Genomic DNA, 23,486 nt, shown 5'->3' on the forward strand with positions numbered 1-23,486 from the left:
GCTACGCCGTCAACCGGGCGACCTCGCGGGCAAGGATCTTCGCCCGCGACTCCGGCGTGCGCGCCTTGAGCAGCGGCAAGATCACCGCGTACCTCTCGGATCTTCCGAGCCTGTCGAACACTGCATGCGCGGTCGGGTTCTCCGAGAGCGCCTCGGCGAGGTCCGCGGGAACTTGCGCCGTACGCTGCGACTCGTACGCGGAGTCCCAGCGCCCGTCGGCCTTGGCTGCAGCTACCTCGGCCACTCCCGCTGGTCGCATCCGGCCGGCTGCGCTGAGGGCCGCGACCTTCTCGACGTTGACCTTCGACCATGAGCTGGTCTTGCGCCGGCGCGAGTACCGCTGCAGGAACGAATCGTCGTCGTACGCACGCCGTTGGCCGTCTATCCAGCCGAAGCTGAGCGCGCCGTCGAGTGCGTCGGCGATACGGATGAGCGGCAGACCCGAGTGTCGTTTGGCGATGCGCAGCCAAGCCTCGGCCCGGTCGGCGTGGTGCGTGTCGAGCCACGCCTCCCATTCGGCGGTGTCGCGGAACTCGAGAATGTCCATGTCAGCGGCCCGCTTCGAGCATCTCGAGGTAGTGCGGGTTAGTCATCAGGCCGAGAACATTCCCGAACGGGTCGACCACCGATGCGGTGACGAAGCCGGTGTCGCCGCGCGGCGTAACCGGCTCGTACTCGCGGGCGCCCATCGTCAGGCTCCGCTCGACCGTGCCCGCCAGATCGTCGACATGCCAGTGCATGATGGCACCGCCCGGCTGAGTCGCGGCACCCGCCGGTGCGAACCTGCGGTCGATGATGCCGAGCTCGGCCTGATGGTCGCCGATGCGGAATTCGATGTACGCCGGTCGCCCATCGGGTCCGGACTGTTCGAAGTACGGCTCGATGCCCAGGAACTCGGTGTACCAGGCGGCTGCGGCCGGCACATCGTCGGCCCAGATGTTCAAGGTGGCGAATCCGCGTAGCGTCATGATCGATGTCCTCTCCTCGTTGTACGAATGAACCTAGTACCCCCTCTTGCCAAGAACTGTCCTAATTGATTCTCGGCTGAGGGACGGAACCGCCCACGACACTCGTACGTCCGACCCGCATGAGACGCCAACTGACGACCGCAGCCATCGCCGCGCTCCTCGCCGCGACCGCGTGCAGCAACGCGTCCGACGACACCGACCCCGATCGGCCAGACATCGATGCGCGGGCCTACTACGAGAGTTATCAGGAAGATGCGGACGACGACGCCGCCGGCGGAATGACGTTCGATTCCGCTCCCCAACGCACCGACAGCGCAGCACCTGACGGAGCTCGGCCGGACAGCGAACCAGAGCAAATCGTGCCGTGCAACGACTGCGGCCCACTTCCGCCGCACCACGAACCCCCGATCACCGCCGGCAACAACTTCGATGACGCCGGCACGAGCCCCGTCGTCGCCACTCGGCAGCAGCCGAAGTCGACTTTCGGGCTCGATGTCGACACCGGGTCGTACCGAATCGCCCAGCATCTACTCGAGCAAGACGTGCTACCTCCGAAGGCGTCGATCCGCCCGGAAGAGTGGATAAACGCGTACGACTACGGTGATTCCGACCCGAAGGACTCCGACCTCGGCGTGCTCGCCGAGACGGCCGCCGACTCCGACACCCGCACGCAACTGATGCGAGTAGCAGTGGGTGCGCGCGACTTGGCCGACAGCGAGCGGCCGCCGGCCTCGCTCACGTTCGTGGTCGACACGTCGAGCTCGATGGACATCCGCGAGCGACTCGGTCTCGTCAAATCGTCACTAGCCTTGCTGGCTGAGAATCTGCAGCCCGACGACAAGATCGCGATCGTCACCTACGACGACAAGGCGCGCGGCATCCTCGAGCCAACGCCGGTCGCCGAATCCGACAAGATCCTCAACGCTATCGACGACCTCGAGCCCGGTGGCGGCACGAACCTCGAGGCAGGGGTGAAGCTCGGGTACGAGTACGCGTCACGATCTGCCGACAAGGCCGGGATCAACAGCGTCATCCTCGCTTCCGATGGAGTAGCGAACATCGGACTCACCAAACCGGATCGCCTTGCCAACAAGGTGAGTGCGGCCGCTGCCGACTCAGACATCCACCTCGTCACCGTCGGATACGGCATGGGCAACTACAACGACGATCTGATGGAGCAGCTGGCCGACAAGGGTCAGGGCTTCTACTCGTACGTCAGCACGTTCAAGGAGGCCCGTCAGTTGTTCGCTGAGGACCTCACCGGCACCCTCAGCGTGGCCGCGAAAGACGCGAAGGCGCAGGTGGAGTTCGATCCCGAGAACGTCGAGTCGTACCGGCTGATCGGGTATGAGAATCGCGCGATGTCGGATCAGGAGTTCGACGACAAGTCGGCTGATGCCGGCGAGATCGGATTCGGCATGGACACGACCGCGCTCTACGAGGTGACGCCTGCCGACAACGTCGAGCCGAATGCGCCACTGGGCAAGGCGACCGTACGCTGGCAGTCCGCCTCCGAAGGGTCGCAGGAGGAGGTGTCGACCGAGCTCCGGATGCCCGGCGCTTCAGCCGCACCGTCCGACGCACTTCGGCTGTCGAGCACCGTTGCGGAGTTTGCGGAGACGCTCAAACACGAGCAGGGCAAGAAGTCTCTCGACAAGCACCTGCGCGCACTGCAGAGCACGGCCAAGTCACTGGCAGCCGACGACATCTCCGGTGCTGACGAGCTGGCGGACCTCATCGGCCAAGCCATCGAGGCGCATCCGACTGGCGGGCCGTACGAGATCCAGTGACTGCTCTTGCAGAGTTCGCGGACTTTTGGGTGTTGGCGCGTACGTGCAGCCCTAAAAGTCCGCGAACTCTGCTCAGCGGAGCAGGTCGCGAGCGATCACCATGCGCTGGATCTGGTTCGTGCCCTCGAAGATCTGGGTCACCTTGGCTTCACGCATGTACCGCTCGACCGGGAACTCCCGGGTGTATCCGTACCCGCCGAACACCTGCACGGCATCGGTCGTCACCTTCATCGCAGCGTCGGTCGCGACGAGCTTCGCGATCGAAGCCTGTCGGCTGAACGGCCGGTCGGCGTCACGCAGCCGGGCCGCAAACAGGTACGCAGCACGGGCCGACTCGGTCGCCGCAGCCATATCGGCGAGCAGGAATTGCAGCCCCTGGAAGTCGCCGATCGTACGCCCGAACTGGCTGCGCTCCCCCGCGTACCGGGTGGCCGCGTCGAGTGCCGCCTGCGCGAGCCCGGTCGCACAGGCGGCAATACCGAGACGCCCGGAGTCCAACGCACCAAGGGCGATGCGCATCCCGTCACCCTCGGCGCCGATGAGCCGCGAAGCCGGTATGGACGCATCGTCGAACAACACCTGCGTCGTGGTCGAAGCGGTCAGGCCCATCTTCTTCTCGGGTGCGCCGAAGCTCAGCCCGTCGGTGTCGGACGGTACGTAGAACGCACTGATGCCCGACGTACGATCAGCGCCCGTGCGTACGAAGGACAGGTAGAAGTCGGCCTGACTGCCGTGGGTGATCCACGCCTTCGCGCCGTTGAGTACGTACGAGTCTCCGACACGCATCGCCTTGGTGGTCATGCCCGCGACGTCCGAACCCGCCTGCGGCTCCGACAGGCAGTACGCCCCGAGCATCTCGCCGCCGAGCAACCCGGGGAGCAACTCCGCCCGCTGCTCGTCCGTGCCGTACCTGGCGATCGCCGATGTCGCCAGCGAGTGCACCGACGTGCCGACGCCGATCGACATCGACACGGCGGCGATCTCTTCGAGCACCTGTAGGTACACCTCGTACGGTTGGTCGCCGCCGCCGTACTCCTCCGGGTACGGGAGCCCGAGCAATCCGGCCTTGCCGAGCAGGGCGAAGTGGTCGCGCGGGAAGCGCTCGGATGCCTCGTCCTCGGCAACCCGCGGCGCAATCTGCTCGGCACAGATCGCCCGTGTGAGCTCGATCAGGTCGTACGCCTCGGGCGTAGGAAGAAGTCGCTCTACGGTCATGCGCCCACAGTAACGGCCGTGCGTTCCAGCCGACCTGCGTTCGACGCCTACCGAACGCGCACCGCGCAGTCGATCGCATCGTCAAGACCGGTCGGTAGCCGGTGCTTGGCAATCCGCTGACTCGGCGTGAGCGGCATCTCGTCGATCAGCTTGACGTATCGCGGAACCTGGAATCGCGCCATTCGATCGATGCCCCATGCGCGTACTGCTTCGGGATCGAGCGCGCGGCCATCGGCGGCCGTGAGCAGAAGTAGCATCTCCTCCTCACCGACATCGGCGCTCACGCCGACCACCGCGCACCGATCGACGTCGGGATGCTGCCCGAACACGTCCTCCACCTGCCAGGCGGACACGTTCTCCCCGCGTACTCGGACGCTGTCGCTCGCCCGCCCGCGGAAGTGCAGCCGGCCGGACTCATCCCACGCGCCGTGGTCGCCCGTTCGGAACCACTCGCCATCGCGGGCTTTGCTCGTGGCCTCGTCGTTTCCGAGGTAGCCGGCGGTTGTGAGCCCGGGGATGCGCCCGCGTACGAGAATTTCAGCGACAGTCCCAACAGACGGCTCCACCTGCCCATCGAGCCGCACGTCGAACCAGGGCACGGGCCGCCCGATGCCGCCCTCGCGCTCTCTGCGATTCACCGCCACGATGCTCGACGTCTCGGTCATGCCGTAGCACTCGTGCAACGAGAACCCGAACCGCTGCTCGCAGGCCTCCCATAGCGCCGGTGTCGCGCCCGCGCCCCAAGCGACGCGAACGCCATGACGACGTTCGGCCTCACTCTCCGGGAGCTGCAACAGGATCTGCAGGATTCCGCCGAGATAGTGCACATGCGTCGCGCCCACGCGGCACACGTCGTCCCAGAAGCGAGAAGCGCTGAAACGCGGAGCAAGCGCGAGATGCGAGTCGCTGTACAGCGGGACGAGCAACATCTGGGCGCCCCCGATGTGAAAGAGCGGCTCCCATACGTACAAGACGTCGCCCGGGCGTACGTCCGTCACATGGATCGTGCCGATCGTCGAGGCCCGGAGCATCGTCTCGGACACCCGAACGCCCTTGGGCGGTCCGGTCGTTCCGGACGTGTACATCAATACGCTCGTATCGGGCACCGGATCCAGGGCGATGCCGTCGTCGATCCGCCAGATGCGAGCGTCGGCACCGGTCGGATCAGGAATCACCCGTCCGTCGTCGAGCGACGCACCGTGTCGCGATCTGCGCACCTCGTCGACGGACGTCACGATCGCCGACTCCGAAGTGGCAATGAGGTGACTCGCCCCGGAATCGGCCATCAGATGCTCCAGCGGAGCACCCTTGAGCTGGAGGTTCATCGGCACCCAGAGCGCGCCCCGACGCAGCACCGCGAAGATCGCGGCAGCGTGCAGGACAGTGGTGGGCAGCGAGATGGCGACTCTGGCCGAGCCGTCGACACCCGCAGCCGAAAGCGCTTCGGCAATCCGGTCGACGAGAGCGTCCATCTCCGCGACGGTGGTCGTCCGCCCCTGCTCGACCGCGTACGGCCGTGCGGGATATGCGGCGGCATGCTCGCGGAGTCGGGCAGCAATGCTTGGCCCTCGAGCCAGTGCCTCGGCGTCGTCGATGGTCACGCCTTCGCACCGTCCTTGGACCGGGCGAGGAACTGGTCAGCGGTGTTCTGCGGCTCTCCGCCCCCATACGCCTGCTTGTCGATCTCGAGGGCAGCTCGAAACGCGTCGTCGAGGCCGGGCTTGAGCATCGTGTGCACATGGCGCTTGGTCATCTGGAACGCCAGCTTCGGCTGCGCGGCCAGCTCACCGGCAATGGCCATGCTTCGTGCCAGCACCTGTTCCTGCGGGCAGATCTCGGCGATCAACCCGAGCTGGTGCGCTTCCTCTGCCTCCATGAGCCGACCGCTCAGCATCAGCTCGGTGGTCTTGCTGTGCCCGAGGGACTGCCAGGTCAGATACATGCCGGTGATGCTGGGGATGCCGGACTTGACCTCCGGCTGACCGATCTTGACACCGGGATGAGCGACGCGGACATCGCAGACCAGCGCGAGCTGGTAGCCCGATCCGGCCGCGACGCCGTTCAGTGCAGCAACGATCGGCTTCGAGGTCGACAGCAAGGCGTCGTACAGGTCGGCGAATCCGTCGAGCCATCCTTCGACGCTGGCCTCGGTGAATCCGGCGACTTCCTTCAGATCCTGACCCGCGCAGAAGGCACGGTCGCCCTTGCCGGTGACAACGATGCCCTTGACCTCCGGGTCCGCATCGAATGCGCGAGCGCCCTCCGCGACCTGCCGCTGCATTTCCTGACTCCATGCATTGAGCGACTCGGGGGTATCGAGCGAAATGATGCCGCAGCCATCCACAACTTCCAGATGGACCTGACCCATGGTTGTTCCTCCGTCTTCAGTGGGTTGATGTTGCAAACTTGATGACGCCTCGCAAGGGCGCGTGCCGGATGCTCAGGCCGCCGGAACGGCATCCTCGGCGTCGGCAGCGTCGTCGCGTACGAGCGAGTCGAACTGCTCCACCATCTCGGGCCGAGGCGCCGGGCCGAGGCGATTGCCGATCCAGACGCCGGCGATGCCCGCGGCGAAACCGGGGATCATTTCGTACAGCCCGATGGTGTCGATCTCTGCATAGATGACGACGGTCGAGGCGCCGGCGACCATTCCGCACAGGGCGCCGACCCAGGTCGTGCGGCGCGAGTAGAGGGCAGCGAACAGAACCGGCCCGAGCGCGGCGGCGAACCCAGCCCACGCATAGCCCACCAGGTCCAGAACGGTCCCACCACCGAGGGCGATGAACGCGGCAATGACCGTCGCCACCACTACCGTGATGCGACTCAGCCACACCAACGACCACTCCGAGGCGTCACGGTTGATGAACCCGCGGTAGAAGTCCTCGACGAGTGTCGACGCGGCAACAACGAGCTGGGAGTCTGCGGTGCTCATGATCGCCGAGAGGATCCCGGCCAGGAAGATTCCGGCCGTCCATGCCGGCAACTGCGTCGCAACAAGCTCCATGTAGGCGTTCTCCGGATTGTCGAGCCCGGGACCGAAGGTGACGATGGCCAACAGACCGATCACGCCCGCGAAACCAAGGAGGGTGATCGACATGAACAACCCGAGCCGTCCAGCGCTCTTGACCGATTTCGACGAACGCAGCCCCATGAAACGGGCGAGAATCGTCGGCTGACCGAAGTAGCCGAGACCCCACGCGAGCCCGGACACGATCGCGATGATCGCCACCGAGTTGCCGGTGACCCACTCCCCGTTCACGAGGTCCACCTCGACGAACGGCGACATCAGGTCGCCGTTCTCGTCAGCCAGTGAATCGGCGACGGAACCCACACCACCGGCCTGCGTGACAGCAACGACGCAGACGACCGCGAGACTTCCGAACATCAGCAGGCCTTGGACGACGTCGGTGTAGCTGCTGGCGAGAAAGCCGCCAAGACACGAGTACAGCATCACGACGCCGGCCCCGACGAAGACGCCGGTCGCCGTCGAAACGTCGAACACCTGGCTGAACATCACTCCCGTTGCAACGAAGCCAGAGCCGAGATAGATGACGTAGAAGACGAGGATGACGGCAGCAGAGACGATGCGCAGCACATCGCTGTGGAAGCGGTTGGCCAAGAACGCCGGCACCGTGACCGAGTCCCCGCGCTTGCCGGTACGCCAGTCGAACCCGCGCTCGGTGAACTCACGAATCCGCCACGCAAGCAGGCGCCAACTCAGGTAGAAGCCGATCGTCAGCCCGACGATCATCCAGAGGTTGGTCATCCCACTGACGTAGAACGCGCCGGGCAAGCCTAGGAACACCCAAGAGCTCGAGTCCGTCGCCTTTGCGCTGATCGTCGCGACGAAGGTCCCGAGGCGTCGTCCGCCGATGGCGAAGTCGCTCATCTCGGAGTTGTTCCGATAGCACCAGAGACCCATCGCCAGCATGACCACGAAGTAGATGCCGAACGTGATGGTCGCTGCCTGAGTAGTGCCGTCCATGTTGCAATCTCCGATCTCCAGGACATCGCGACGTCCAGCCCCGTTTCGCGATTACCCCATCGTCGTGACGGCGAACACACTCGGCTAGATGCCTTCGCAAAGACCTGCGGATGCTCGATGTAAGCAGCGCTTAAAGGTCGGCGGTCAGGCCTCGGCGCCGGGGAGGCACTTCGTGACGTGCCTGATCGCCGCGAGGAACGCATCGGTCAGGGGGTTGTCGTCGACGCGCCGGACTGCAGCGACGACCTGCCGACGTGGAAGGCGATGTCGCAGCGGGAGGGAGACCGTTCCGTCCCCGGGCCGGAGTGCGATCCCGGGCATGAGCGAGACACCGAGCCCCTCGGCGACGTACCCGCGTACGGTGCCGAAGCTGTTGCTGCGGAACGCGATATTCGGTTCGAACCCGGCATTCTCGGCCAGCGTCATCAGACACCGGCTGGCCGCCGTGTCCTCGCGATTGGCGATCCACCGTTCGTCGCGCAGGTCGGCGAGGTCGATCTGGTCCTTGCCTGCCAACCGATGTCGTCGGTGGGCGATCAGGTGGATCTGGTCGACGAGTAGCTCCACCAGGGCGATATCCGGTGGCCATGACGTCGGGACATTGTCGTACCGGAATCCCAGCGCCACGTCGAGGTCGCCGGTCACGACGCGCGGAAACAGCTCATGCGGCTCACCCTCGTCGAGGGAGATCCCTACGTCACGTCGACGCACGAGAAAACGGGCGAGAGCCTGCGCCATGATCGGGCGTCCCGCGGATTCGAAGCTACCGATGCGGATCCTGCCTGCCTGGCCGGCCGCAAGCCGTTCGACATCTGCTTCGATCTGGGTCGCAAGATCGAGGAGGCGCCGCGATCGCTCCTCCAGGTACTGCGCCGCCTCGGTCGGAATCACCCGTCGGGACTGGCGCTCGAACAGTTGGACGCCGATCGAGCGTTCCAGCCCGGACATCTGCTGCGACACCGCAGACGCGGTGTATCCGAGCTCGCGGCCCGCCGCAGAGAACGAGCCGGTACGGATCACGGTGACGAGCGTGCGCAACGTCGTCGGGTCAGGGTTCATCCCCGGAAGGATAAGCGCTCACTGTGCGTACCCGACGTAACCTCAGCCGCGGATGCGGGCGATCTCGTAGAGCGCGACCCCGGCGGCGACGCCGGCGTTCAGCGACTCGAGCTGGGTCGCCATCGGAATCGAGGCGAGTACGTCGCACGTCTCGCTCACCAGCCGCGACAACCCCTTGCCCTCGCTGCCGATGACGACGACGAGCGGACCGTCGGCGAGATGCAGGTCGGTGATCGACTCCGCACCGTCGGCCGCTAGGCCGACGACCATCAGACCGGCCTCCTGGTAGGCCTTCAGCTGCCGAGTCAGGTTGACCGTACGCGCGACCGGCACCCGTGCAGCGGCGCCGGCAGAGGTCTTCCAGGCCGCCGCGGTCATGCTCGCGGCGCGACGCTCGGGGATCACCACGCCATGTGCGCCGAAGCCCGCCGCCGAGCGTACGATCGCGCCGAGATTGCGCGGGTCGGTGACGCCGTCGAGCATCACGATCAGCGGCGGCTCACCCGACTCGGCGGCGAGACCGACCAAGGCATCGGGATCGGCGTACTCGTACGCCGGCAGTTTCGCCGCGACGCCCTGATGGGTCGCACCACCCGTGAGCCGGTCGAGATCGGCCCGCGTCGTCTCCAGCAGTGACACCCCGTTGTCGGTGGCGTACTTGAAGATCTCGCGGAGTCGCTCGTCGCGTTCAGTGCCCTCGGTGACATAGATGCCGGAGATGGGCACGCCCTCGCGGACCAACTCGACGACGGCGTTGCGTCCAGCCACCCACTCGGCGCTGCCGCCCTTCGACGACCCCGATTTGCGCGGACGTGAGGACTTGCGTCGCTCGTCGGCCCGCGCCTCGCGGTAGGCCTTGTGGCCAGGACGCTCCGTCGCCTTCGGTGTCGGGCCCTTGCCCTCGAGCCCGCGCCGGCGACGCCCGCCGGATCCCGCAGTCGGGTTGCCCTTGCCGGTGCGCTTGATCGCACCCTTGCGCTTGCTGTTGCCCGCCATCTCGTCAGCCTCCTTCGACCGACCAGCGTGGGCCGGACGGGGTGTCTTCCACAGCGATGCCGGCCTCCTTGAGCCGATCGCGCACGGCGTCGGCGGTGGCGAAGTCGCGCTCGGCGCGGGCATGCGCGCGCTGCTCGATCAACGCGTGTACGAGTGAGTCGAGCGCGGCATGCTCACCGCCGCCGCCACCGGCATCGACCCACGGCTCAGACAGCGGGTCGAGACCGAGTACGCCCAGCATCGCGCGTACCGAAGCTAGTGAACCGCGAAGCGCGTCGGAGTCACCCTCGCCGAGGAGCTTGTGCCCGTCGCGGAGTACGCCTTGCAAGGCAGCAAGCGCGGCGGGCAGCGCGAGGTCGTCGTCCATCGCCGCGACGAAATCTGCGCACGGCGTGCCGGGCTCGACGCCACCGGTCACCTCGGTGGCACGAGTCACGAACCCCTCGATGCGCTGGTAGGTGGTCGCCGCCTCCGCGAGCGCCTCGTCGGAGTACTCGATGATCGAACGGTAGTGCGTCGCCATCAGGTAGTAGCGCAGCTCGACGGGGCGTACCCGCTTGACGACCTCGCTGACCAGCAACGAGTTGCCGACGGACTTGCTCATCTTCTCGCCGGCCAGGTTGACCATGGCGTTGTGCATCCAGTGCCGTGCGAACGCGCGGCCGGCGGCACGTGACTGCGCCTGCTCGTTCTCGTGGTGCGGAAAGCGCAAGTCGAGCCCACCGCCGTGGATGTCGAACTCGTCGCCGAGATACTTGCCCACCATCGCCGAGCACTCGAGGTGCCAGCCCGGGCGGCCGGGGCCCCAAGGCGCCGGCCACGCCGCGGTGTCGGGTTCCTGTCCCTTCTTGAAACCCTTCCAGAGCGCGAAGTCTCGTGGATCGCGCTTACCGCGCGGATCTGCGTCGGCAGCGGCCTCCATATCATCGATGCGCTGGTTCGACAGTTCGCCGTACGCGGGCCAGGAGCGCACGTCGAAGTACACATCGCCCGAGCCGTCGGGCGCGACGTACGCATGGCCGTTGCCGATCAGCCGCTCGACCAGCTCGATCATCTCGGGGATGTGCCCGGTCGCGCGCGGCTCGTACGTCGGCGGCTTACAGCCGAGCACGGAGTACGCGTCGTGCAGCGCTCGCTCGTTGGCGTACGCGATGCTCCACCAGGGACGCCCCTGCTCGGTCTCCTTGAGCAGGATCTTGTCGTCGATGTCGGTGATGTTGGCGACCAGCGTCACCTCGAGGCCGTTGTGCTCGAGCCACCGCCGAAGGACGTCGAACACGACCTCCTTGCGAATGTGCCCGATATGCGGCGGACCCTGCACCGTGAGCCCACAGTGGTAGATCCCGACGTGGCCCGGTGTCATGGGCACGAAGTCGCGGAGCTGCCTCGTGGCGGTGTCGTAGAGTCGCAGGTTCACCGCGCCAGCGTATCGCCCGCGCGCGCTGCTCAGTCGAACAGCAGTGCGTCGAGCCCGCGGCGTACACCCGCGACCTCGCTGACCCGCCGGATCGCCAGGATCGTGCCCTCGGCGTAAAGGTCGGGAGACGTGCCCGGGTCGAACTTCATGCTGAGCCGCTCCCCGCCTGCCGCGAAGACGACCTCGGCTCCCACGACGTACGAGGGCAGCCGTACCGAGTGCACGCGCGTACCGGCGATATCGGCCCCGCGAGCCTCCGCAGGACCCTCCAGGTCTTCGATCGGTACTCCCAGCTCCGGACGGCGTACTTCGGCGAGCGTCTCTGCCAGCTCGCGGGCGGTGCCGCTCGGTACGTCCGGCTTGGTGTCGCTGGCGAAGTCGAAGATCTCCCAGCTGTCGATCTTCTCGGCAGCCAGCGACGCGGACCGGCGGAGTACCGCCGCCAACACCGAGAAGTTCCCGGCGGCGAAGATCCCGACACCTTGCGCCCGCGCACGGTCGTCGATGACGGCGTAGTCGGCCGAGGTGAGGCCGCTCGAACCGACGACCACGTGGACGCCTGCGTCGACAGCCGCATCGACGTTCTGCTTGACCGCCGCTGCGCTGGTGTAGTCGACGAGTACGTCGACGGACTCGGTGGCCAACGCCTCGGCGACGCTCGCGTACACCTGGCCGTCGCCATGCCCGGTGGCCGACCGGAGTGATTGCCCCGCCGCGGACCTCGACACTCCTGCCGTCAGCGCGAGGTCATCGGCCGCGTCGATGCCCGCGAGAATCGGCGGCGCCGTCCATCCGGTGACTCCGGCAAAACACACGTTCGTCATGGTCTCCTCGATCCTGGTGATGCACACCCGAGACTGCCACGTCCACCATGACACCGTTAGTGCGATTGGTGCCGCTAAGGTCCTGTCCATGACCGATCCGGGCGCCCCTGCCGCCACCGAGTCCCGGCGCGTACGTCTACACCGGCTCGCGCCCTCGTTCGAGTCCGCAGTCGAGACCTTCGAGTACGCCGACCCGTTCGGACCCGCCGGCGCTCGCGCGTACGAAGGGCACACCTGGACCAGCGACCCGATCGACCTCGGCATCGCCGCCCGCTCGCTCGTCGCGTCATGGGAAGCGCTGACGCCCGGTCGGAGCTGGATCGAGGTGTCGGTACGCGGCCTCGAACCCGAGACTCCCTGGCTGGTCCTGGCTCGATGGGCCGAGACCGACCGCGAGATCCATCGCACGACCGTGCCCGGGCAGCGGTCCGATACGTACGCGGTCACCGACGACGAAGTCCTGATGCCCGATGGCGACGAGTGGCGAATCGCGCAGCTGCGCATCACGACCGCGCGTCCACCCGGCTCGGACGAGTCGCCGACAGTGCGGGCCGCCTCGGTGCTCGTGTCCGGCCGTCTGCCCGATCTCGTCGGCGCCGAATCGGACCCGTCCGGTGTCGCCCATGCCATCGACGTACCGCCGTACTCCCAGCAGCTGTACCGAGACCAGCACCCCGAGTTCGACGGCGGCGGCCAGAGCTGGTGCTCGCCGACGAGCATGACGATGGTGCTCGAGCACTGGGGAGTCACGCTGCCGGAGCACCCCGCTGTCCCCTATGCCGCGGCGCATACGTACGACCACAACTACGGCGGCGCCGGGAACTGGCCGTTCAACACGGCGTTCGCTGCGCGGTTCGGGCTCACGTCGTACGTGACCCGGCTGCGGTCGCTCGCCGAGGCCGAGTTGTTCACCCGCACGGGTATCCCGCTCGTGCTCGGCGTCGCGTTCACCGCCGACCAGCTCGACGGCGCCGGCTACGACACGAAGGGTCACCTACTGGTGCTCGTCGGGTTCGACGAGCACGGTGATCCGATCGTGAACGACCCCGCATCGCATCGGGTACGCAGCGACGACGCCGTACGCACGACGTACCGCCGCGACCAGTTCCTTGCCGCCTGGCAGGCGCGGGCCTCCGGCATCGCGTACGTAGTGCACCCGCCGGATTTTGCTCTGCCACCGAGTCGAGCAGAGGCGAACTGGTGAGCGCGGACGAACTGGAGCGCGAGCTCGACCTCGACGACCGCGCACAGCTGCTCATCGACAGTCTGACCGACGACGAGGCCACGCACCTGGCAGCGACCGTTGCCAAGGCACGCGCCGAGTACGCTGGCGCGCTGGACGCGTTCGCCGAGGGCGTGGTGGGTGCACTCCCCGGCCCCGTACGCGCACGCGCCGCTCGGATCCTGGCTCGGGGTTAGACGTGCCCGACGTACCAGTCACCACGAGCTGCGAGATCGCCCGCACCGCCCGGCTGCTGCGCGTCGACCCGGATGAGCTCGCGTACCTGTCGCGGTTCGATGCGGGCGAGATCCGGGCCGTACGTCTGGCCGCCCATGCGCGGATCCGCGCCGACAACGCCCATCGGTTCAAGCGACTCGCCACGCTCAGTGGGCTCCTCCCGCGCAAGCTCGTTGCCTCGCTCGCCCAGCGTTCGATGTCACCACGGCTTGCGGCGGGTGTCGTGGAGGCACTTCCCGCAGACCATGCCGTCGACGTTGCCGGCCGAATGGCACCCGCTTACCTTGCCAAGACCTGCGCGTACCTCCCCGCCGAGATCGCGACCCCGATCGTCGCGCAGCTCTCCGAAGACACGCTCCTCGCCGTCTGCGACGTACTGGTCGAGCAGTCTGCTCACCCGGCCATGGCAGAGATGATCGAGTCGCTCTCCGATGAGCAGCTGCTGTCGTTCATGGAACACATCGACGACCCGGGCGTACTCCTCGACATCAGCGCCGTCGTGACGGCCGATGGTCAGCTCGAGCGCGTCGCGTCCCTCGTACCCGACGATCTGCTGTCAAGGATCGTGCGGCATGCCGTCGACAGCGTCACGCAATGGGAGCTGGCGCTCGGTCTGCTCGCGCTCCTCCCGCCGGCGGATCGCAAGCGCCTACTCGCGGTCGTCGCGGCGTCGAATGAGCCGCCCGAAGCCTGACCACCACCCCGCTGGGCCGCACGTTTCTGCCCCGATTTTCGTGGGTTTGGGGCTGAAACGTGCGGCTCAGCGGGGCTAGGTGACCGAGACCGTCACCGTGTGGTGGCCGGTCGCGCCGTCCGGCACGGTTCCCTGCGTACGCGAGGTCTGTACGTCTCCGTCGCGATCTGTGGCGCGTACCTCGAGGGTGTGCTCGCCCGGCTCGGCCTCCCATTCGTACTTCCACTGCACCCAGGTGTCGATGTTGGGTACGCGGGCCAGTTCGGCCACCCGCCATTCGCCGTCGTCGATGCGTACGTCGACCGCTTCGATTCCGCGATGCTGTGCCCAAGCGACACCACCGATGGCAACCGCTCCGCCGGACAACGCATCGCCCTCGTGTGGGGTGTCGATACGCGACTGCGTCTTGACCGGGCCCTCGGGAGACCAGCCCCGCTGGGTCCAGTACGCCTCGAAGTCGTCGAACCTCGTGACGTTCCAGTCAACAACCCACTTCGTCGCCGACACGTACCCGTAGAGACCAGGAACCACCATGCGTACGGGGAATCCGTGCTCGACGGGCAGCGGTTCACCGTCCATCGTCACGGCCAGCATCGCGTGCCGCCCGTCGGTGAGCGCTGAGATGGGCGTACCGCAGTTCCAGCCGTCATCGGACGTCGACAGCAGCGCATCGGCGTCCGGGTGTACGCCGACCTCGTCGAGGATCGTCTTGATCGGTACGCCGCCCCAGATCGTGTTGCTGATCAGATCGCCACCCACCTCGTTCGAGACGCAGCACAGGGTGATCCACGACTCCTGCAGCCCGCGCTCGATCAGGTCGTCGTACGTCAGCGTCAGCTCGTGGTCGACCATGCCGTGGATGCGCAGCTGCCAGTCATCCGGCTTGATCAACGGCGGCGCCAGGGTGGTGTCGATCCGGTAGAAGTCCGACGGCGAGGTGCTCCACGGCGCGATGTCGTCGACCCCGGCCCCGACCCCAGCCGGCGTCGACGCCCCGGTGACCGGCAGCCGGAGCTTGCTACGCGCGTCCTCGACCGCGGTGAACGCAGCCCCCATCCAGCGGCCGATCCCGCCGACCACCACGGTGCCCACTGCGAGAATGCCGACGTCACGCAGGAACGTACGCCGGCCGACGTTCTCGTACCGGGTGCTCCCGAGCAGCGTCACCGCGATCACGATCGTCACCACCGCGCCGATCACCACGATCGCCAGTGAGCCGACTGCACTGCCCGACTCGCTGTGCACCACGGCCGCTAGCGGTACGACCGCGAGCACTGCGTACGCGGCGACCCCGGCGCCAGGGCTGTGCATCATCAGAATCCCGGATGCCCCGCCGAGTACGATCATCCCGATCACGACGCCGAGCACGAGCAGCGGTTTGTCGAGGGTACCGACGGCGTCTATCGCGCGTTCCGCGACAGCACCAGGGGTCAACTCGATCACGCTCTCGCCGACGGCGAGCACCGGCGACAGTCTGGCCCGGGTCACTCCCGTGAGGAGTTCGGCAACTGCCGCACCCGCCAGCGTCGCCAGCGCGCCGATGACGAAGGCGCGAATCAGTAGCGGACGATCGGTCGTCATGACTCCATCATGTGCCGGTTGCCGTACGTACGGCATGATCAACCGGTGACATCTTCTGCGACGCCCCCGCTGCCACGGGTCGGTAACGGACTCGACGTACACGCACTCGTCGAGGGCCGGCCGATGACAGTCGCCGGGCTGCTCTGGCCTGACGAGACGACCGGCCCACAGGGCCACTCCGACGGAGACGTGGTCGCGCATGCCTTGTGTGACGCGCTCCTGAGCGCCGCCGGGCTCGGCGATCTCGGAACCAACTTCGGCACGTCACGACCGGAGTGGGCAAATGCATCCGGAATCATCCTGCTTCGCGAATCGGCCGAGCGGGTACGCGAGGCGGGCTACTCGGTCGGCAACGCGTCGGTCCAGCTGATCGGTGTCCGGCCGCGTCTCGGCGATCGGCGCGGTGAGGCGCAGGACGCTCTGTCCGAAGCCGTCGGTGCGCCGGTCAGCCTGAGCGCGACGACGACCGACGGTCTGGGCCTGACCGGCCGAGGCGAAGGCATCGCGGCCGTCGCCACCGCATTGGTCGTGCCGCGGTAGTCGACTCACACATGACGAATCGGCGCCGCCCGCTCCATGGGGACGACGCCGATTCGCAATGCGTTGTCAGTGCTACGAGGCGAGGACCTCATCGAGAAGTGTCTCGGCCTTGTCCTCGTTGGTGTGCTCGGCCAGCGCCAGCTCGGACACCAGGATCTGCCGGGCCTTCGCGAGCATCCGCTTCTCGCCGGCCGACAGCCCGCGCTCGCGCTCGCGGCGCCAGAGGTCGCGGACGACCTCGGCGACCTTCATCACGTCACCCGAGTGCAGCTTCTCGAGATTCGCCTTGTAACGGCGAGACCAGTTCGTCGGCTCCTCCGTGTGCTCTGCGCGCAGCACGCCGAACACCGCGTCGAGCCCATCCTTGTCAACGACGTCGCGGACACCGACCAGATCAACGTTGCACGCAGGCACTCGAACGACGAGATCGTTCTGCGCGACGATGCGAAGTACGAGGTAATCCTTGTCTTCGCCCTTGATCTGTCGGGTCTCGATGTCTTCGATAATGGCCGCCCCGTGATTGGGGTACACAACCGTCTCACCGACAGTGAAAGTCATATGTAGAAGCCCTTTCCTCGTGACTAGGATAACACGTCACCGTGTCGACCTCGTCGGCGTCTTCGCAGGTCAGGCCCCCAATGCGGGCTTGACAAACCTCGGATTGTTCGTCTACGCGTACGCGTCTGCGCGGACCTGATGCGGACCTGATGAGGTGGCCGACGACCGCGCTCGATATCCTGTCGCCGGCATCGGCGTGCGCCGAGTAGACCGTTACGAACCCACCGCCGTTGGCACCCGAAGGGATACGAGACGTGAGACCTACCGCGAGTCGTCTTCGCCGCGGCGCTGCCGGCATCTCGGCCGCAGCCTGCCTGCTCGCGCTGGGCGCATGCGGCACCGGGTTCGACGCACAGACCAACCAGGTCTACCAACCAGCGGCAGGGGCCAACGACCACGCGACAGACGTCGACCTGCTCAACGTCGTTGGCGTCGACAACTCCGACGACACCGCCACGATCTCGGCAAGCGTGCTCAACAAGGCCGACGCCGACGAGACCATCACCGGTGTCACTGGCGTGACCGACAGCGGCGACGACGTCGAGGGCGGCAAAGAGGTCGACATCACCTTCGCCGGCCCGATCGACCTGCCGCACGGCGACCTCGTCAAGCTCGGCGAAGAAGCCGAGATCGTCATCTCCTACGAGGATCTGGGCGGCGGCCAGTACGCCACGCTCACGTTCGAGTTCCAGAACGCCGCCCCGGTCGAGATGGACGTACCCATCGTCTCCCGCGGCGACGAGGGCGTCTACGACGCAGTCGCCGAGGCCCCCGCGCAAAAGTCCGAGAACCCGAAGTCCTGAGCGTCGTCGGGCACCGGCGGATCAGACTTCGTACTTGTAGCCGAGTCCGCGTACGGTCACCAGCATCCGCGGGTTCGACGGGTCCGGCTCGATCTTCGCACGCAGCCGCTTGACGTGTACGTCGAGCGTCTTGGTGTCACCGACGTAGTCGGCTCCCCAGACCCGATCGATCAGCTGGCCTCGGGTCAGCACCCGACCGGTGTTGCGTAGGAACATCTCGAGGAGCTCGAACTCCTTGAGCGGCAGGCGTACCTCGTCACCTCCGACGGTCACGACGTGCCGCTCGACGTCCATCCGTACTCGGCCGGACTCCAGAGCGGACGGCGCCTCGTCGACGTCGGTGCCGCGTCGCAGCACCGCCCTGATCCGTGCGACCAGCTCGCGCGGGCTGTACGGCTTCGTGACGTAGTCGTCCGCGCCGAGCTCCAAGCCGACGACCTTGTCGACCTCCGCATCCTTAGCGCTCACCATGATCACCGGCACGTTCGACGTCTGCCGGATCTGTCGGCACACCTCCGTGCCGGGCAGTCCCGGAAGCATCAGGTCCAACAGCACGATGTCGGCGCCGGCCCGGTCGAAGTCTGCGAGTGCGTCGTGGCCGTTCTCCGCGATCGACACCTCGAAGCCCTCCTTGCGCAACACATAGGCAAGAGCATCGCTGTAGCTTTCCTCATCTTCGACGACGAGAACACGGGTCACAGTGTTGTCTCCTTGGACGTTCGTTGTGCGACGCTGTCGGCGTCGTTGATGGTCTGGCTTTCGGATTCCGCCTCGGGCTCCGAGGCGTTCTCGTGCAATGGGAGGCAGATCGTGAACGACGAGCCCTGTCCGGGCTCGCTCCATACACGTACCTCGCCGCCATGGCTGGCAGCCACGTGCTTGACGATCGACAGGCCTAGCCCCGTGCCGCCGGTCGTACGCGCACGGGCCGGGTCGACTCGGTAGAAGCGCTCGAAGATGCGCTCGATCTCCGCCTGCGGGATGCCGATGCCGCGGTCGGTGACCGTGATCTGTACCCGGGAGTCCTTGGCCGAGGCGACCACGGCGACGCGCGAGCCCTCCGGGCTGTACGCGACGGCGTTCTCCACCAGGTTGCTCACTGCGGCGAGGATCTGCTCCGGCTCACCGAGCACGTAGAAGTCGCCGTCGGTACGCCCGCGCAGCGCGATGTCCTTGGCCTCCGCATCGGTGCGGCTGCGTTCGATCGCGGCGTCGACGAGCTCGGTGATGCCGACCTCGACGGGCTCGTCGACGAGCTCGTCGGCCTGCAGACGAGACAGCTCGATGATCTGCTGGACGAGCCGTTTGAGTCGCTCGCCTTCGAGCTGGATCCGCCCGGCGAACCGCTCCACGGCGTCGGGGTCGTCCTTCGCCTCGGCGACCGCCTCGGCGAGCAGGTTCATCGCACCGACCGGCGTCTTTAGCTCGTGGGAGACGTTGGCCACGAAGTCGCGCCGAATCGCCTCGACCCGGCGTTCGCGGGTGCGATCGTCGACGAGCACCAGGACCAGCTTGCTCGACAGCGGCGCAACCCGTGCGACCAGGTGCAACGGCAAGGGTGCGCGGTTGCGGGTGAGCGTGAGCTCGGTCTGACGTACCTCGCCGTCGCGACGCACCTTGCGTACGAGCTCGCTCAGCTCGTCGTTGGCGAGCCGGTCGTCGTGGACCAGCCCGATCGCGAACGCGGGTGCGGAGGCCTTCTCGACGCGGTCCTCCTCGTTGAGTACGACAGTCGATGAGCGCAGAACCGACAGCACGGACTCCACCCCGGCCGGTATGGCCGGGGCGGGATGCGGCGGAATCTCTCGTTGCTTCTTCTCCGAGAGTCGCCAGAGGAGTGCGACGCCGACGCCGAGAACAGCGCCGAGCACGCCCACCAGCACAAGTTGCACATCGGTGCTCACAACATCGATCGTACGCATCGGGTTAACCGCGGCTTGACTCGCTGGGCGCACTTGACCTGGGCTTTTGCCGATTGTTCATGCTCAGTTCATGGCAGGTCGCCCGGTCGTCACCCTGGCAACCTACTGTTCGACTCATGCGTGATCAGTACTACGACCAGCTCGACTCCGTCGTCGACGACCTGGTCGCCATGACCGCCGCCGTACGTACGGCCGTGCTCGAGGCGACAGATGCGTTGCTGGACGCGAACGCCGAAGCGGCCGAGTCGGTCATCTCCGGCGACCGCGACATCGACGAGGCGAGGGAGCTCATCGAGGAGCGTTCCCTGCACCTGCTGGCAACCCAGCAGCCCGTCGCGACGGACCTTCGCCAGCTCGTTGCAACGCTACGCATGGTCGCCGACCTGGAGCGGATGGGTGACCTGTCCGTGCACATCGCCAAGGTGGCGCGGATGCGGATGCCCGATGTCGCCGTGCCGGAGCCACTGCGCCCGACGATCGCCCGGATGGCCGAGGTTGCCGACGAGATGGTCGCCTCGGCGTCGCGCGTCGTCGCCGAGCGCGATGTCGACGCCGCGCGCGATCTCGAGGCGCAGGACGACGAGATGGACAAGCTTCGCCGCTCGCTGTTCCGTGCTCTGCTCGGCGACGAGTGGGAGCACGGCGTCGAGGCTGCGATCGACATCGCCCTTCTCGGGCGCTACTACGAGCGCATCGGCGACCACTCGGTATCGATGGCCCGTCGCGTCGTCTACCTGGTGACCGGCGAGCACCCCGCGCCGACCGCCTGACGTAGCAGAGCTCGCGCTCTACAACCTCAGCAGGTTGTAGAGCGCGATGATCCCGAGCACCACGATGCAGCCGCGCAGAACAGCGGGCGGCAGCCGTCGCCCGACGTGCGCACCGATCGAACCACCGATCAGGGACCCTCCTGCGATCAGCGCGACCGCTGTCCAGTCGATCCGGTCCCAGCCGACAGTCACGTACACCGCACCCGCGACCAGGTTGACGATCAGCGACAGAACGTTCTTCATCGCGTTGTGCCGTTGCAGCGAGTCGGGGATCACGAGCCCGAGTACGCCGATGAGCAGAATCCCCTGAGCAGCGGTGAAGTAGCCGCCGTACACACCGACGAAGTACGCCCCCGTGATCGCGATGACGACGCGCCCGCGGCCGACCTTGGCGGTGCCGTCCGGGTGGGTCGGCGGAACGTGTCCGGCAGCCACCGCTGCCTCGCGACGAGCCGCGAGCCTGCGCTGCAGGTACGGCTGAGCCACGACAAGAACCAGCGCGATCACCAGCAGGACCGGGACGATCGTGATGAACGCGTCTTCTGGAAGGTGCAGCAGCAGGTACGCGCCGGTGAGCGCGCCGACGAACGACGCCGGCGCCAGCGCAATCAGGCGCCGACGTTGACCGGCCAGCTCGCGGCGGTAGCCGAGCGACCCGGTGATGCCGCCGGGGATCAGCCCGACGGCGTTGCTCATCGTCGCCGTGACCGGTGGTACGCCGAACGAGACGAGCGTTGGGAACGTGATCAGTGTCCCGGACCCCACGATCGTGTTGATGATGCCGGCGCCCATACCCGCGATCGCGACCAACGCCATCTCTAGTGGAGTCACCGGTGCACCGTACCTGGGCCGCGTCGACCCCGTGACAGCGCAGGTTTGGGTACCCGGTCACCGGGTATCCGCCGGTCATGCGTGCTATCCGCCCTCTTCTCGCCGCCGCAGCACTCGTCGCTGTCGCCCTCGTGTCAGGTGCCTCGCCCGCTATGGCGAAGCCGAACTTCAAAGCCCCGTTCCCGTGCGGTCAGACGTGGACGTACAGCCACCACAGCGCGGAGGTACGCCTTGCGCTCGACTTCGTCGACACCGGCGGCAACACCGACGGTGCGCCTGTGCTCGCATCGGCCGCAGGCACCGTCAGCCACCAGTGGGAGGCCGGCGGCGCCGGCAACTACGTGGTGATCGACCACGGCGACGGATGGCAGACGTACTACTTCCACCTGAGCTCGTTCTCGACCGCCGACGGCGCCCAAGTGGCCCAAGGTCAGCAGATCGGCACGACCGGAAGCACCGGCGCGTCCAGCGGCCCGCATCAGCACTACGAGCAGCTGTACAACGGTGAAGGCCAGACGATCGAGATCAACGGCCAGTCGCTCGCGCCCTACCCCGGAGGCTACTTCGAGAAGTCGTTGACGAGCGACAACTGCGGCGGCGACGACGGTGGCGGCGGGGGTGGCGACACGCACCCGTTCTCCACCTGGGGCAGCGGGATCAACGTACGCGCCGCGTCGAACACCGGCTCGGCGGTCGTCGGTACGCTCGGCGGCCCGACGAACGTCAACGTGGTCTGCCAGGAGCAAGGCGAAACCGTTACGGCCGAGGGCTACACCAACGACTGGTGGTCGAAGCTCGACGGCTACAACGGCTACATCACCAACATCTACATCGCGCATCCGGATGCGAAGCTGCCCGGCGTACCACTCTGCTGAGGCCTGAGGCGCGGCGGGTTTTCGTACTACTTCGGTGCGACTACCCGCCGCTTCGGTTCGGTTGTTTGGCGGCTTTCCGCCACCTTGATATGGGATCGGGGTAACGTTCGGTTTCGGTGTCACATCCGCACCGGTCGTCGCTGCCGTACCAACGGGCAAGGCGACGTGTCACTTTGCATGGTGTACCTCCCATGCAGAGTGGAGTTTCACCATGCTTACTTGGTAAAGCACCACCCATCAGCCCCGCAAAGCCGGCCGGAATGGGAAAGCCGGAAAGCAACCCCAGCGAGTAGCTGCGGTCCGCGCGTCGCCGCGTCTTTTCCCAGCCGAAGGACAAGGGGAAGCCGACCGCGAGACGGAATCGGGCAGGTGCGTGGTCGCACCGAAAAGGCCGGAGGCCGCACCGTACGAAGCGCGACACCTGCGCCGACCAGCTTCAGCGACCCTGGTTGGCGACCGCCTTGATCGCGTCGGCAGCGGCGTCGGGGTCGAGGTAGCGGCCACCGGGTGTCACCGGTCGCATCGCATCGTCGAGTTCGTAGACCAGCGGGATGCCGGTTGGAATGTTCAGCCCGACGACGGTCTGCTCGTCCATATCGTCGAGGTGCTTGACGAGGGCGCGTAGCGAGTTGCCGTGTGCGGTGACGAGCACCGTTTCGCCACGGCGCAGGTTCGGCACGATGCCGTCGTACCAGTACGGCAGCATGCGCTCGAGCACGTCCTTCAGGCATTCGGTACGCGGGCGTGCCTCGGGCGGAAGCACGGCGTACCTCGGGTCGCTGTCCTGGCTGTACGGATCATCGGCGGCGATCGGCGGTGGCGGTGTGTCGTAGGACCGGCGCCACTTCATGAACTGTTCCTCGCCGAACTCCTCGAGCGTCGCCTTCTTGTCCTTGCCCTGAAGGGCTCCGTAGTGGCGCTCGTTGAGCCGCCATGTGCGACGCACCGGGATCCAGTGCCGGTCGATACCCGCAAGGGTGATCTGCGCAGTGGCGATCGCGCGCCGTAGCAGCGAGGTGTGGAGTACGTCCGGCAACAGCCCGGCCTCACGGATCAGCTGAGCGCCGCGTGCCGCCTCCTGCTCACCTTTGTCGTTGAGCGGTACGTCCACCCAACCCGTGAACAGATTCTTGGCATTCCATTCGCTCTCGCCATGGCGGAGCAGGATCAGCGTTTTCGTATCAGCCATGCGGTCAGGC

Annotated in this window: 24 protein-coding genes; 8 read left to right on the forward strand and 16 right to left on the reverse strand. The window is 66.7% G+C overall.

Features of this window, described 5'->3' with window-relative positions; translation table 11 throughout:
• Nucleotide 1 precedes the first annotated feature (1 nt).
• Nucleotides 2–547 (reverse strand): YdeI/OmpD-associated family protein, encoded by a 546-nt coding sequence (locus MU582_19355; GenBank protein UPK74570.1) that lies wholly within the window; start codon nt 545–547, stop codon nt 2–4.
• A gap of 1 nt (nt 548) precedes the next feature.
• Nucleotides 549–968 carry a VOC family protein gene (locus tag MU582_19360; protein ID UPK74571.1) on the reverse strand — a complete coding sequence of 140 codons (420 nt, stop codon included), beginning with the start codon at nt 966–968 and terminating at the stop codon, nt 549–551.
• Between the two features lie 119 nt (nt 969–1,087).
• Here MU582_19360 and MU582_19365 point away from each other — a divergent pair, with 119 nt between their 5' ends.
• A complete protein-coding gene (locus tag MU582_19365) occupies nt 1,088–2,758 on the forward strand; it encodes a von Willebrand factor type A domain-containing protein (protein UPK74572.1) in 1,671 nt (556 codons plus the stop codon).
• 72 nt (nt 2,759–2,830) lie between these two features.
• On the opposite strand, the gene MU582_19370 is transcribed toward MU582_19365, so the two are convergent.
• The 8 genes from MU582_19370 to dapB form a co-directional block, all read right to left on the reverse strand.
• Nucleotides 2,831–3,973, reverse strand: a complete 1,143-nt coding sequence (locus MU582_19370) for an acyl-CoA dehydrogenase family protein (protein UPK74573.1) — start codon at nt 3,971–3,973, stop codon at nt 2,831–2,833.
• A 47-nt stretch (nt 3,974–4,020) separates the two neighbouring features.
• Nucleotides 4,021–5,574: an AMP-binding protein gene (locus tag MU582_19375; GenBank protein UPK74574.1), complete on the reverse strand. Its 1,554-nt coding sequence runs from the start codon at nt 5,572–5,574 to the stop codon at nt 4,021–4,023.
• Entirely contained in the window at nt 5,571–6,254 is a 684-nt protein-coding gene (locus tag MU582_19380; GenBank protein ID UPK74575.1) for an enoyl-CoA hydratase/isomerase family protein, read from the reverse strand. The genes MU582_19375 and MU582_19380 overlap by 4 nt, the downstream gene beginning before the upstream one ends.
• A 159-nt stretch (nt 6,255–6,413) precedes the next feature.
• Nucleotides 6,414–7,958 (reverse strand): sodium/proline symporter, encoded by a 1,545-nt coding sequence (locus MU582_19385; protein ID UPK74576.1) that lies wholly within the window; start codon nt 7,956–7,958, stop codon nt 6,414–6,416.
• A 144-nt stretch (nt 7,959–8,102) separates the two neighbouring features.
• A complete protein-coding gene (locus MU582_19390; protein UPK74577.1) occupies nt 8,103–9,017 on the reverse strand; it encodes a LysR family transcriptional regulator in 915 nt (304 codons plus the stop codon).
• 42 nt (nt 9,018–9,059) lie between these two features.
• A complete protein-coding gene (gene rlmB / locus MU582_19395) occupies nt 9,060–10,013 on the reverse strand; it encodes a 23S rRNA (guanosine(2251)-2'-O)-methyltransferase RlmB (protein ID UPK74578.1) in 954 nt (317 codons plus the stop codon).
• A gap of 4 nt (nt 10,014–10,017) precedes the next feature.
• Complete coding sequence (cysS, locus tag MU582_19400; GenBank protein UPK74579.1) at nt 10,018–11,430, reverse strand: cysteine--tRNA ligase; 1,413 nt, start codon at nt 11,428–11,430, stop codon at nt 10,018–10,020.
• 29 nt (nt 11,431–11,459) lie between these two features.
• Nucleotides 11,460–12,254 (reverse strand): 4-hydroxy-tetrahydrodipicolinate reductase, encoded by a 795-nt coding sequence (gene dapB / locus MU582_19405; GenBank protein UPK74580.1) that lies wholly within the window; start codon nt 12,252–12,254, stop codon nt 11,460–11,462.
• 88 nt (nt 12,255–12,342) lie between these two features.
• Between dapB and MU582_19410 the strand changes: the two genes are divergently transcribed.
• Genes MU582_19410 through MU582_19420 form a run of 3 tightly spaced genes read left to right on the forward strand, consistent with a single transcriptional unit; the run spans nt 12,343 to nt 14,407 of the window.
• Nucleotides 12,343–13,458, forward strand: coding sequence for a C39 family peptidase (locus MU582_19410; protein UPK74581.1), 1,116 nt, complete (start codon nt 12,343–12,345; stop codon nt 13,456–13,458).
• Nucleotides 13,455–13,673 carry a hypothetical protein gene (locus MU582_19415; protein ID UPK74582.1) on the forward strand — a complete coding sequence of 73 codons (219 nt, stop codon included), beginning with the start codon at nt 13,455–13,457 and terminating at the stop codon, nt 13,671–13,673. The genes MU582_19410 and MU582_19415 overlap by 4 nt, the downstream gene beginning before the upstream one ends.
• Nucleotides 13,674–13,675: 2 nt before the next feature.
• Nucleotides 13,676–14,407 (forward strand): hypothetical protein, encoded by a 732-nt coding sequence (locus tag MU582_19420; protein UPK74583.1) that lies wholly within the window; start codon nt 13,676–13,678, stop codon nt 14,405–14,407.
• A 75-nt stretch (nt 14,408–14,482) separates the two neighbouring features.
• Here the strand turns inward: MU582_19420 and MU582_19425 are convergent, their stop codons facing one another.
• Nucleotides 14,483–15,988, reverse strand: coding sequence for a molybdopterin-dependent oxidoreductase (locus tag MU582_19425; GenBank protein UPK74584.1), 1,506 nt, complete (start codon nt 15,986–15,988; stop codon nt 14,483–14,485).
• 123 nt (nt 15,989–16,111) lie between these two features.
• Here MU582_19425 and ispF point away from each other — a divergent pair, with 123 nt between their 5' ends.
• The gene (gene ispF, locus MU582_19430; GenBank protein ID UPK77201.1) at nt 16,112–16,528 is read left to right on the forward strand and encodes a 2-C-methyl-D-erythritol 2,4-cyclodiphosphate synthase; all 417 of its coding nucleotides are present in this window, start codon (nt 16,112–16,114) and stop codon (nt 16,526–16,528) included.
• A 72-nt stretch (nt 16,529–16,600) separates the two neighbouring features.
• On the opposite strand, the gene MU582_19435 is transcribed toward ispF, so the two are convergent.
• Complete coding sequence (locus MU582_19435; GenBank protein UPK74585.1) at nt 16,601–17,086, reverse strand: CarD family transcriptional regulator; 486 nt, start codon at nt 17,084–17,086, stop codon at nt 16,601–16,603.
• A 254-nt stretch (nt 17,087–17,340) separates the two neighbouring features.
• Here MU582_19435 and MU582_19440 point away from each other — a divergent pair, with 254 nt between their 5' ends.
• The gene (locus MU582_19440; protein ID UPK74586.1) at nt 17,341–17,889 is read left to right on the forward strand and encodes a hypothetical protein; all 549 of its coding nucleotides are present in this window, start codon (nt 17,341–17,343) and stop codon (nt 17,887–17,889) included.
• A 21-nt stretch (nt 17,890–17,910) separates the two neighbouring features.
• Here the strand turns inward: MU582_19440 and MU582_19445 are convergent, their stop codons facing one another.
• Together MU582_19445 and MU582_19450 are read right to left on the reverse strand one after the other, a co-directional pair.
• Nucleotides 17,911–18,588, reverse strand: a complete 678-nt coding sequence (locus MU582_19445; protein UPK74587.1) for a response regulator transcription factor — start codon at nt 18,586–18,588, stop codon at nt 17,911–17,913.
• The gene (locus tag MU582_19450; GenBank protein ID UPK74588.1) at nt 18,585–19,793 is read right to left on the reverse strand and encodes an ATP-binding protein; all 1,209 of its coding nucleotides are present in this window, start codon (nt 19,791–19,793) and stop codon (nt 18,585–18,587) included. The genes MU582_19445 and MU582_19450 overlap by 4 nt, the downstream gene beginning before the upstream one ends.
• Nucleotides 19,794–19,927: 134 nt before the next feature.
• On the opposite strand from MU582_19450, the gene phoU reads away from it, so the two are divergent.
• Nucleotides 19,928–20,581 carry a phosphate signaling complex protein PhoU gene (phoU, locus tag MU582_19455; protein UPK74589.1) on the forward strand — a complete coding sequence of 218 codons (654 nt, stop codon included), beginning with the start codon at nt 19,928–19,930 and terminating at the stop codon, nt 20,579–20,581.
• A gap of 18 nt (nt 20,582–20,599) precedes the next feature.
• Here phoU and MU582_19460 read toward each other — a convergent pair whose 3' ends face one another.
• Nucleotides 20,600–21,397, reverse strand: coding sequence for a sulfite exporter TauE/SafE family protein (locus MU582_19460; protein ID UPK77202.1), 798 nt, complete (start codon nt 21,395–21,397; stop codon nt 20,600–20,602).
• Nucleotides 21,398–21,564: 167 nt separating this feature from the next.
• Here MU582_19460 and MU582_19465 point away from each other — a divergent pair, with 167 nt between their 5' ends.
• Nucleotides 21,565–22,287: a peptidoglycan DD-metalloendopeptidase family protein gene (locus tag MU582_19465; protein ID UPK74590.1), complete on the forward strand. Its 723-nt coding sequence runs from the start codon at nt 21,565–21,567 to the stop codon at nt 22,285–22,287.
• 436 nt (nt 22,288–22,723) lie between these two features.
• Here the strand turns inward: MU582_19465 and MU582_19470 are convergent, their stop codons facing one another.
• A complete protein-coding gene (locus MU582_19470; protein UPK74591.1) occupies nt 22,724–23,476 on the reverse strand; it encodes a phosphoglyceromutase in 753 nt (250 codons plus the stop codon).
• Nucleotides 23,477–23,486: the final 10 nt, after the last annotated feature.

Source organism: Nocardioidaceae bacterium SCSIO 66511 (genome assembly GCA_023100825.1).
Classification (GTDB): Bacteria; Actinomycetota; Actinomycetes; order Propionibacteriales; family Nocardioidaceae; genus Solicola.

Excerpts from the sequence above, each read along its gene's own strand:
- MU582_19380 (UPK74575.1), bottom strand. The coding sequence starts at position 6,254 with ATGCAGCGGCAGGTCGCGGAGGGCGCTCGCGCATTCGATGCGGACCCG.
- MU582_19460 (UPK77202.1), bottom strand. The coding sequence starts at position 21,397 with ATGGCGTTGGTCGCGATCGCGGGTATGGGCGCCGGCATCATCAACACG.
- MU582_19370 (UPK74573.1), bottom strand. The coding sequence starts at position 3,973 with ATGACCGTAGAGCGACTTCTTCCTACGCCCGAGGCGTACGACCTGATC.
- MU582_19425 (UPK74584.1), bottom strand. The coding sequence starts at position 15,988 with ATGACGACCGATCGTCCGCTACTGATTCGCGCCTTCGTCATCGGCGCG.
- MU582_19385 (UPK74576.1), bottom strand. The coding sequence starts at position 7,958 with ATGGACGGCACTACTCAGGCAGCGACCATCACGTTCGGCATCTACTTC.
- MU582_19355 (UPK74570.1), bottom strand. The coding sequence starts at position 547 with ATGGACATTCTCGAGTTCCGCGACACCGCCGAATGGGAGGCGTGGCTC.
- MU582_19410 (UPK74581.1), top strand. The coding sequence starts at position 12,343 with ATGACCGATCCGGGCGCCCCTGCCGCCACCGAGTCCCGGCGCGTACGT.
- MU582_19470 (UPK74591.1), bottom strand. The coding sequence starts at position 23,476 with ATGGCTGATACGAAAACGCTGATCCTGCTCCGCCATGGCGAGAGCGAA.
- MU582_19435 (UPK74585.1), bottom strand. The coding sequence starts at position 17,086 with ATGACTTTCACTGTCGGTGAGACGGTTGTGTACCCCAATCACGGGGCG.
- MU582_19360 (UPK74571.1), bottom strand. The coding sequence starts at position 968 with ATGACGCTACGCGGATTCGCCACCTTGAACATCTGGGCCGACGATGTG.
- phoU (UPK74589.1), top strand. The coding sequence starts at position 19,928 with ATGCGTGATCAGTACTACGACCAGCTCGACTCCGTCGTCGACGACCTG.
- MU582_19390 (UPK74577.1), bottom strand. The coding sequence starts at position 9,017 with ATGAACCCTGACCCGACGACGTTGCGCACGCTCGTCACCGTGATCCGT.
- MU582_19465 (UPK74590.1), top strand. The coding sequence starts at position 21,565 with ATGGCGAAGCCGAACTTCAAAGCCCCGTTCCCGTGCGGTCAGACGTGG.
- MU582_19365 (UPK74572.1), top strand. The coding sequence starts at position 1,088 with ATGAGACGCCAACTGACGACCGCAGCCATCGCCGCGCTCCTCGCCGCG.
- ispF (UPK77201.1), top strand. The coding sequence starts at position 16,112 with ATGACAGTCGCCGGGCTGCTCTGGCCTGACGAGACGACCGGCCCACAG.
- rlmB (UPK74578.1), bottom strand. The coding sequence starts at position 10,013 with ATGGCGGGCAACAGCAAGCGCAAGGGTGCGATCAAGCGCACCGGCAAG.
- dapB (UPK74580.1), bottom strand. The coding sequence starts at position 12,254 with ATGACGAACGTGTGTTTTGCCGGAGTCACCGGATGGACGGCGCCGCCG.